6 protein-coding genes and 1 pseudogene are annotated in these 8,914 nt (G+C 65.2%); 4 read left to right on the forward strand and 3 right to left on the reverse strand.

From position 1 onward, the window contains the following. Both K728_RS21360 and K728_RS0115155 read left to right on the forward strand, forming a co-directional pair. Nucleotides 1-190 (forward strand): annotated as a pseudogene (locus K728_RS21360) (DEAD/DEAH box helicase); the annotation flags it as partial. A 134-nt stretch (nucleotides 191-324) separates the two neighbouring features. Then, entirely contained in the window at nucleotides 325-726 is a 402-nt protein-coding gene (locus K728_RS0115155) for a YccF domain-containing protein (protein WP_019482188.1), read from the forward strand. Here the strand turns inward: K728_RS0115155 and K728_RS0115160 are convergent, their stop codons facing one another. After that, nucleotides 727-2,658, reverse strand: coding sequence for a penicillin-binding transpeptidase domain-containing protein (locus tag K728_RS0115160; RefSeq protein ID WP_019482187.1), 1,932 nt, complete (start codon nucleotides 2,656-2,658; stop codon nucleotides 727-729). A 158-nt stretch (nucleotides 2,659-2,816) separates the two neighbouring features. On the opposite strand from K728_RS0115160, the gene K728_RS0115165 reads away from it, so the two are divergent. Both K728_RS0115165 and K728_RS0115170 read left to right on the forward strand, forming a co-directional pair. Beyond that, nucleotides 2,817-6,236 carry a hybrid sensor histidine kinase/response regulator gene (locus tag K728_RS0115165; RefSeq protein ID WP_024477202.1) on the forward strand — a complete coding sequence of 1,140 codons (3,420 nt, stop codon included), beginning with the start codon at nucleotides 2,817-2,819 and terminating at the stop codon, nucleotides 6,234-6,236. A gap of 5 nt (nucleotides 6,237-6,241) precedes the next feature. Beyond that, nucleotides 6,242-7,150 carry a GGDEF domain-containing response regulator gene (locus K728_RS0115170; RefSeq protein WP_237715241.1) on the forward strand — a complete coding sequence of 303 codons (909 nt, stop codon included), beginning with the start codon at nucleotides 6,242-6,244 and terminating at the stop codon, nucleotides 7,148-7,150. A 29-nt stretch (nucleotides 7,151-7,179) separates the two neighbouring features. On the opposite strand, the gene K728_RS0115175 is transcribed toward K728_RS0115170, so the two are convergent. Further along, the gene (locus K728_RS0115175; protein ID WP_019482185.1) at nucleotides 7,180-8,778 is read right to left on the reverse strand and encodes a GMC family oxidoreductase; all 1,599 of its coding nucleotides are present in this window, start codon (nucleotides 8,776-8,778) and stop codon (nucleotides 7,180-7,182) included. Between the two features lie 2 nt (nucleotides 8,779-8,780). Next, on the reverse strand, nucleotides 8,781-8,914 hold a 134-nt coding region (locus K728_RS23350; protein WP_443111000.1), incomplete at its 5' end, for a hypothetical protein.

The raw sequence follows: 8,914 nt of genomic DNA on the forward strand, positions 1-8,914 counted from the left end.
CCCCGCCAGTGGCGCCCGGGCAGCCGACGTCGCTCCGCAGGGCAAGTCCGCTCACCGCTCCGGCACATCAGGGGCCAAGCAGGAGCCAGGCAACCAGCGCAACCACACCCCGTCGACCGGTGCCGGACGTCGCCCGTCAGGGCCGCGCCGTGCCACTGCACCTGCATCAAACGATCGCCGCAGCAACTAGCTGGCAGCCCTAGCTGGTAGACGCTGAACCGTCGTCAAACAAACAGTGCCCTTCCCCATGCGGGAGGGGCACTGTTTGTTTGTCGGGAGGGCCGCCCATGGACCCAACGTGCGCAATGAAGGAAGATTGAAACCATGAACGCAATACTGAACGTCATCTGGCTGATTTTCGGCGGCATCTGGCTAGCCCTGGGATACGTCCTCGCCGGTGTGATTTGCTGCCTGCTGATCGTGACCATCCCCTTCGGCATTGCATCCTTCAGGATCGCCGCCTACGCCATCTGGCCCTTCGGCCGCACGATAGTGGACCGGGGCGGCCGAGCATCAACCCTGTCGACGCTCGGCAACGTCATCTGGATTGTTGTCGCTGGCATCTGGCTGGCCATCGGGCACGTCCTGACCGCCATTCCCATGTTTATGAGCATCATTGGGATCCCGCTCGGCATCGCGAACCTGAAGATGATCCCGGTTTCGCTGACACCGCTCGGCAAGGAAATCGTCGAGACGCGCGGTACCAGGGTCCCGCAACTCCGCTAGCTACTCCGCGGCGCCGCGCAGGAAAGCAGCCATCAGCGGCCCGCCGGACGTCGAGCCCAGGTCGCCTTCCTCAACGAACACCGCGACCGCGAGGTCACCCTGCAACGCAACGATCCACGCGTGGGTCCGCGGTGGGTCCTCGTTACCAAACTCGGCGGTACCGGTCTTGGCGAGCACCGGATCGCCCGGCACATCGGCCAGCACCGTGGCGCCGCCTTCGGCCACGACGGCGGCCATCAGGGTTTGCAGCGTTCCCGCCTCCTCGACGGTGAGTGCACCGGGCGTCCCCGCCGGCGACGGCGACGAGTCGGCCCCGGTGACATTCCCGGCCGGATCGTCGGCGAGCAGGGTCGGGGTAACACGTTCACCTGCCCCCACGCTCGCAGTCATGACGGCGAGGGCCAGGGGCGAAACGAGGACCTCCCCCTGGCCGATCATCGACGCAGCGTGGGCGGTGCCTTCTGCAGTTTCGGGCACCGAACCGAAGAACGCTGGAATACCGATCGACGCTTCGACCCCCACGCCGAGATCTGCAGCGGCGGCCGCCAGTTTTTCCTGCGAAACGACGTCGCGGGTGGCAATGAAACCGGTGTTACAGGACTGGGCGAAGGTCTGCAACAGCGGGATATCGCCAAGGAACGCTGCAGGGTAAGTGCTGGCGTTGTTGAAGGACCGGCCATCGACCACCAGTTCCTCGGTGCACTGGGTGGAAGATTCCGGGGTAAACCCTTCGCGGAGCAAGGCCAGCGAGGTGGCAACCTTGAACGTCGACCCGGGGGCGTACTGACCCAACAGTGCGGTCTGCAGACCGGCACTGCCGGGGCCATTGGCGACCGTGAGGATCTCACCGGTGGAGGGACGCACAGCAACGATTGCCGACGCCGACGGTTCCTCCTCAAGCACCTCCTCGGCAAGGGCCTGCAGCGACTGATCAACGGTAATGTTCAGGGGCTCACCAGCCACCGGATCCTTCTCGAAGAGGGGCCGGGCTTCGACGCCGTCGGCCGGCTCAGCGGGGGCCGCCGTGATGGTCAGGCCGGGAGTGCCGGCCAGCTGGTCATTGTGCTGCAACTGCAGGCCGGACAACCCGGTGACGTCCCCGGCTTCCAGCTCGGCGCCGGACTGCTCAATCAGCTCCGCGCTGGCCTGGCCCACCGACCCCAGCAGCTCCCTGGCGAAGGTGCGGGTGGGGGCGAGGGCAAGTTCGTCAGGGAGGGCCAGGACGCCGGGAACGGCGTCGAGCTCGTCATCCGTTATGGTGCGTGAGGCGTCATCGCGCAGGACAATCGCCTCCACGAAAGCCTCCGGACCCGCCCCCTCCACCTGGCTGGTGAAGGCCGCCGGGTCCACTCCGACAAGGCCGGCGAGGTCCTGCGCGGATCCTGCGAGCTGCTCTTCCTCGAGCTGGGTTTTGTCGAGACCGATCCGGAGGACCGGACGGTCAGTCACGAGCACCTGACCGTCGGCGCCGAGGATGTCACCGCGGGCCGCCGGGACCGACGAGGTCGCCAATACTTCGCCGGCAGCCAACCCCTCAACTGCGACAGCCGGATCCCAGACGACCTGCCACACGTCGTCGGTTCGCGACAGCTCGACGGTGGTGGAGTAGGTCCAGTCCTCATCGCTTTCATCCACATCCCACACGTGGTTTAACTGCGCGGTGGCCTGGTCTTCGGAAGCGGACTCCACCTCGCCGACGGAGACCGACGGCGTCAGCGGGTCGAGGGCGGCGGTGATGGCGGCAAGGTCCGCATTGACCGTCTCCACCGACCCGGTGGTGAACGCGGAGCCGGCGACATCGAGGGTGCTGAGGCCTTCGGCGAAGGCCGCGGCGGCGTCGTTCGCTGTCGGACGGTCATCGGTGCAGGCGGTGAGACCGAGGGCAAGAGCTGCAACGGTCAGGACAGCTGTGTGACGTGTGAAGTTCCCCATTGAGTCATTATTACGTACCCGCGGAGTCGTCGAGGTCCCACCGGCAGTCACATTCGGATGACACTGCGGTCGAAGTGCCGGGGAGCACCCGACCAGAGGTTAGAGTAACTAGAAGTTATCGAAGCACGGAGCTGCCGAGCCGCTCTGAAAGGATCCCCGTGGGCACTTCCGTCGTTGACGACCAGCAGTATTCGCCGACGGAAGCGGGCGCGGGATTGTGGTGGCTGGCAGGTGCTGGGCTGGCCGTGGCAGCAGCCGTTGGGAGCTACCTGGTCGCCAATAGCGGCGAAGATCTGGCCCAGCATGTCGGGAACATCAGCCTCCTCCTCTTCAGCCTGGCGGCCGCCGTCAGTTGCGCCGTCGCCGCACGCCGCGACAAGGAATCCGCCAAAGCCTGGTGGTTGCTGGCGACGGCGACGCTCGTCTGGTTCGGCGGCATGGCGGCCTGGACCTATTTCGGGGTGACCCGCGACCACCTGTATCCCTTTCCTTCGATAGCCGACATTGGGTTCATTGGCTACGCCATACCGGCAACAGCCGCCCTCTTCTTCTTCCCCCGGCCGCCAGCAACGCTGGTGTCCGGCCTCCATACGCTGCTGGACGGTGGGGTGATCGCAGCAACCGTCCTGTTCATCAGCTGGGCGACGGTCCTCGGCCCCGCCCACCGGTCATCCAGCCAGGGGGTCGAAGGCCAGCTCACCGCTACCTCCTACCCGGTGGTGGACGTCATCATCATTTCCCTGGTGCTCGTGCTGGGGATTCGGCGGCCGGTCGGCGACCGACTCCGGTGGTTCTGCATGGGCGGCGGCCTGCTGGTGCTGGCCATCACCGACAGCGTGTACGTACGGCTCACGTTCGAGGGCGTCACCGGCGTCACCGGATCACCGCTCACGATCGGCTGGATGCTGGCCTTCACGCTGATCGCCGTCGCACCCCTGGTGCCGCGCCGGCCAAGAACTGGCGCCGACCGGCACCGCTACGCCGTCGCCCTGGAGCTGGTCCCCTACGCTCCAGTGGTGGTCGCGATCGTCGTCGCCGGATATACGGCAGTCGACGGTACGTATCCGGTCCAGCTGGGGATCGGCGTCGTCGCCCTTGTCTTGTTGGTGATCCGCCAGGTCCTGATCGTCGTTGAGAACGTCACGCTGACCCGCGGATTGGCGGATCAGGTGGCCGCGCGCACAGCGGAACTGGAGGGTCTCGGCGCGATCGTGACGTCGTCGTCGGACGCCATCTTCGGCTGCACTCCCGACGGCAAGATCGTCAGCTGGAATCCCGGTGCGGAAAGAGTTTTCGGGTATCCAGCGGCGGAAACTATAGGCCGGGACAAGGGTTTCTTCGTCCCGGCGTCGGCACATGCAGCGAATGACGCCGCGCAGGCACTCGTGGCAGCCAGCGGTGAGGGCCATAGTTTCGAAACGGAGCGTTTACGCAGCGACGGCTCAGTAGTGCAGGTCGCAATGACCATATCCCCGGTGTTCACGGATGGGGTGATGCGTGGGCTGGCGACAATTGCTCAGGACATCAGCGAACGACGCGCGGCGGAGACCGAGTTGCTCAATGCCCGGGAAGCCGCGCTCGAGGCGACCCGGCTGAAATCCGAATTCCTGGCGACCATGAGCCACGAAATCCGGACCCCCATGAACGGGGTGATCGGACTGACCGGGTTGTTGCTGGATACGCCACTGGATTCGACCCAGCGGCAGTATGCCCAGGGTGTCAAGGGTGCCAGCGAGTCCCTGCTGCTGCTGATCAACGACATCCTCGACTTCTCGAAACTCGAAGCCGGCCGGATCAACCTGGAGATGGAATCCTTTGACCCACGCACCCTCATCGACGAGGTCGCTGGCCTCCTCGCGGAGGGTGCGCGGCAGAAGAACCTGGAACTGATTGCATACTGCCTCCCCGAGGTGCCAGCGCAGCTGATTGGCGACGCCGGCCGGATCCGGCAGGTGCTGCTCAATCTGCTCTCGAACGCGGTGAAGTTCACCGCGGCCGGAGAGATCGCCATCCGGGTGTATCGCGAGGACCCAGCCGACGCATCCGGTGACGGACGGCCAACGATCCGGTTTGAGGTGCAGGACACGGGCATCGGGGTGGAGGCCGCCGACCACGAGAGATTGTTCGAATCCTTCGCGCAGGCCGATGCTTCAACAACCCGCAGGTATGGGGGGACGGGGTTGGGCCTCGCCATTTCGCGTCGGCTGACTGAGGCGATGGGCGGGACCATTGGGGTCGACAGCACCCTGGGGGCGGGCAGCACCTTCTGGTTCACGCTGCCGCTGGAAGGATCCCTGGTCCCCGCAGCACCCGAATCCAGTCTGCTCGACGAGCTGAAAGTGCTGGTGGTCGACGATAACGCAACCAACCGGCTGGTCCTCGAATCGCAGCTCGGGTCCTGGCGGATGAAGGCAACTGCCGTCGACAGCGGTGAGGCGGCGCTGGAACGACTATCCGCAGCAGCCCACGCCGGAGAGCCTTTCGACATCGCGGTGCTGGATATGCGTATGCCGGATATCAACGGGATCGACCTGGCTGAGGCAATCAGCAGCCACCCCGAGCTGGCCGCCACCCGGTTGATCCTGCTCACCTCCATCGGGCACATCGACCGCGACCGGCTCGCCGCTGCCGGAGTGTCTGAATGGTTGACTAAACCGGTTCGCAGCTCGGCGCTCTACGACCGGCTGATGCACCTGATGACCCACACCGACGCTGAACCGGTAGCGGAAGCCATCCACTCCCGCACCGTCCAGCTACAGGATGCCCAGGATGGTCCGAATGTACGCATCCTGGTGGTTGAGGACAACGCGGTGAACCAGCTGGTCGCGGAATCGATGCTCCTGAAGCTGGGGTACCGGGTGGACCTGGTGGGCGACGGCGCCGAAGCGGTGAAGGCTACCTCCCACGAAACCTACGCAGCGGTCCTGATGGACTGCCACATGCCGGTGATGGATGGGTTCGAAGCTACCCGTGCCATCCGCGGCCGTGAGGGTGCGCACCTGCCGATCATCGCCATGACCGCTGGCGCGCTTAGCGAGGATCGTGAACGGTGCCGCGCCGCGGGAATGGATGACTACCTCGCCAAACCGGTTGATCTGGCGCTGCTGCAGACCACTCTGCTGCGCTGGGTGCACACCCCCGGCGTGCCAGCGCCGGCGGTGAGCGCGCCAACCCTTCCAGCGTCGCCGCCCGCGGCAGCAGCAGCGGAACCCGGTCCGGCTGCCACACCGCGGCAGGTGGTGGATCCAGCCCGGCTGGAGCTACTCCGCGGGCTCGGCGCAGCCGACGGGTGGGGAGTGCTGCCCGCTGCAGCAGCCGCCTTCCTTGAAGGGGTCCCCGCCGATCTGGCCGCGCTTAGACGGGCAATCGAACAGGGGACAGGGCTGCGGGACGCGGCGCACAAGCTCAGGGGTGCTGCCGCCAACATTGGCGCCGACGGCGTCGCGGCCCTCTGCGGCGAACTCGAAAATGATGCGGTTGCCGACGCGGAGACACACCCTGCAAGGATTGAAGAGCTGGCGGCAGAACTGGAGTTGGTCTCCCTGGCCCTGGCCGACTCCGTGAGAGGAGCCCCGTGAAGGTGATGGTGGTCGACGACGACCCGGGATCATTGATGGTCGCCAAGGCCGTGGTGGAACAGGCTGGCTACGAGTGCCTGTCGGCAACCAACGGGGACGCCGCCTGGGACCTGTTCCAGCGGTATCAGCCCCAGGTGGTCGTCACCGACTGGATGATGCCCGGCATGAACGGGCTGGAACTGTGTAAGGCAATTCGCAGCGCCGAGGAGGACACCTACACCTACCTGGTCCTGCTCACGTCTTTCGGCTCCCAGGACGCCGTGCTGGCGGGGATGGAAGCCGGCGCCGACGACTATGTCACCAAACCGCTGGATCCCTTCACGCTTCGCACCCGACTGCTGGTGGCGCTCCGCGTGACCGCGCTGCATTCTCAGCTTGGAAAGTACCGGCAGGAACTCACCCGGCAGGCGAGAACCGATCCGCTCACCAGGGTGGACAACCGGTTGAAACTGACCGAAGACCTCGAACTCCTGCATAACCGGAGCCAACGTTACGGCGGACAGTATTCCCTGGCGCTGTGCGACGTTGACTACTTCAAGAGCTTCAATGATCTGCAGGGGCATCCGGCGGGTGATGAAGCGCTGAAGGCGGTAGCCAGGACTCTCACCCGGCTGTCACGGGACACCGACGGTGTGTACCGGTACGGCGGCGAGGAATTCCTGCTGATCCTGCCCGATCAGGGCGCGCACGACGCCGAGGTTGCGGTTGAGCGGATCCGCTCGGGGATTGAGTCACTGGCCATTGCGCATACCGGCAACCCGTTGCGGGTGCTGACAATCAGCGCCGGGATCTCAACCTTTACCGCTGACCATGCGGTGAGCAGCGGACAACTTTTGAAGGAAGCCGACGACGCCCTGTACTCGGCGAAGGCGGCCGGCCGGAATCGGGTCGCCAGCTCGCTCCGGACCGGCTAGGGGAAGCCCGGCCCGGAGCGTGCGTGGCCCTACTCCGCCCGGGCCTGCCTGATCAGATCCGCGCACCGTTCGCCGATCATCATGGTGGTGATGTTCGGGTTCACGGTGGTGAGTTCCGGCATCACCGATGCGTCTGCGACGCGCAGCCCGGTCACGCCTTTCACCCGTAGCTGAGGGTCAAGGGGTGACAGCTCATCGGCCACGGCTCCCATCCGCACCGTACCGGCGGGGTGGTAGACAGTGTTGTGGGTTTTCCGGATATAGTCGGCAATTTCGTCATCAGTTTGCACGTCCCCGCCCGGGTACAGTTCACGTCCTGCCCACTCCGCCATGGCCGGCTGGGCGACAATGTCCCGAGCCTTCCGGATACCGGCGATCATCACCCGCATGTCGTGGGGATCGGTGAAATAGCGAGGATCCACCATTGGTTTGTCCCGGTAGTCACGGCTGCGCAACCGGACCGTTCCGCGTGACCGGGCATGCGTGACATTCGGGGTCAGGCAGAACCCGTTGTCGGTGGTGGGGTACCCGTGCCGCAGGGTGTGCATGTCGAAGGGTACAGAACCGTAGTGGAACATCAGGTCGGGCCGGTCCAGTCCGTCTTCAGTGGTGGTGAAGATACCAATTTCCCACCACTGGGTCGACGTTTCAGGCATCGGCTGCTTGGCTTCCCACTGGATGACACCCTCAGGGTGGTCCTGGAGGTGTTCGCCCACCCCGGGGGAGTCCACCCGGACGTCGATGCCGTGCGCTGCGAGGTGCTCCGCCGGGCCGATGCCCGACAGCATGAGCACTTTCGGAGAATCGATGGCTCCAGCCGACAGGATCACTTCTGACCGTGCGGTGAGCGCGTGGGTCCGCCCGAAAGAGGAGTCAACGACGTCGACGCCGGTGCACCGGTTGTCCGCGTCGAACCTCAGTTCCCGCGCCCGCAGGCCGGTAAGCAAGGTGAAGTTGGGCCGTTCCATGATCGGGTGGATATACGACACCGAGGACGAAGCGCGGGTGCCGTCGGCCTGCCGGTTGATCTGGAAGAAACTGGCACCATTGATCACCGTCGCACCCGTGTTGAAGTGGACCCGTGGGATACCAGCCTGTTCACAGGCGTCAAGCAGTGCCTTGCCCGAAGGGTCCGACGCCGGAATGTTCATCAGGTGCACGGGTCCCGCATCACCGTGGTGCGGAGCGTCCGGACCGGCGTCCTCGTTGGTTTCCAGCCGCTGGTAGAGGGCATAGGCGGTATCGGAGTTCCATCCCTCCGCCCCGAACTTCGTTTCCCACTCATCGATGTCCTCCCGGGGCGCCCAGAAGGCGATACAGGAGTTGTGGCTGGAGCAGCCGCCCATCACCTTGGCGCGGGCATGCCGCATGAAGGAGTTACCGTTTTCCTGCGGCTCGATGGGGTAGTCCCAGTCGTATCCGGATTCCAGCAGTTCCATCCACCGGTCAAGGCGGAGGATCTGGTCAACACCCCGGTCGTCGGGGCCCGCCTCGACCAGCGCTACCTGTACGGTCGGGTCCTCGCTCAGGCGGGCCGCGACGGCGGCGCCAGCCGAACCGCCACCCACGACGATGTAATCGAATGCTGTCTTCTCGAAGTGGCCAGTCGCTGCTATTTGATCAGACACGGTTACTGCTCCTCTTTACGGTCCGCAAACCAGCCGGTGACCTGCGGATCGATGTTGTGGTAAATGTGCTTGGCCTCCTGGTATTCGGCTAGGCCGGTCGGCCCGAGTTCACGTCCGACACCTGACTGCCCGAACC

The organism is Arthrobacter sp. CAL618 (assembly GCF_000468215.1).
Taxonomy (GTDB): domain Bacteria; phylum Actinomycetota; class Actinomycetes; order Actinomycetales; family Micrococcaceae; genus Arthrobacter_D.

What these genes read in the sequence shown, in the direction of transcription:
- K728_RS0115160 (WP_019482187.1), bottom strand. Translation starts at nt 2,658, where the DNA reads ATGGGGAACTTCACACGTCACACAGCTGTCCTGACCGTTGCAGCTCTT.
- K728_RS0115170 (WP_237715241.1), top strand. Translation starts at nt 6,242, where the DNA reads ATGGTGGTCGACGACGACCCGGGATCATTGATGGTCGCCAAGGCCGTG.
- K728_RS0115155 (WP_019482188.1), top strand. Translation starts at nt 325, where the DNA reads ATGAACGCAATACTGAACGTCATCTGGCTGATTTTCGGCGGCATCTGG.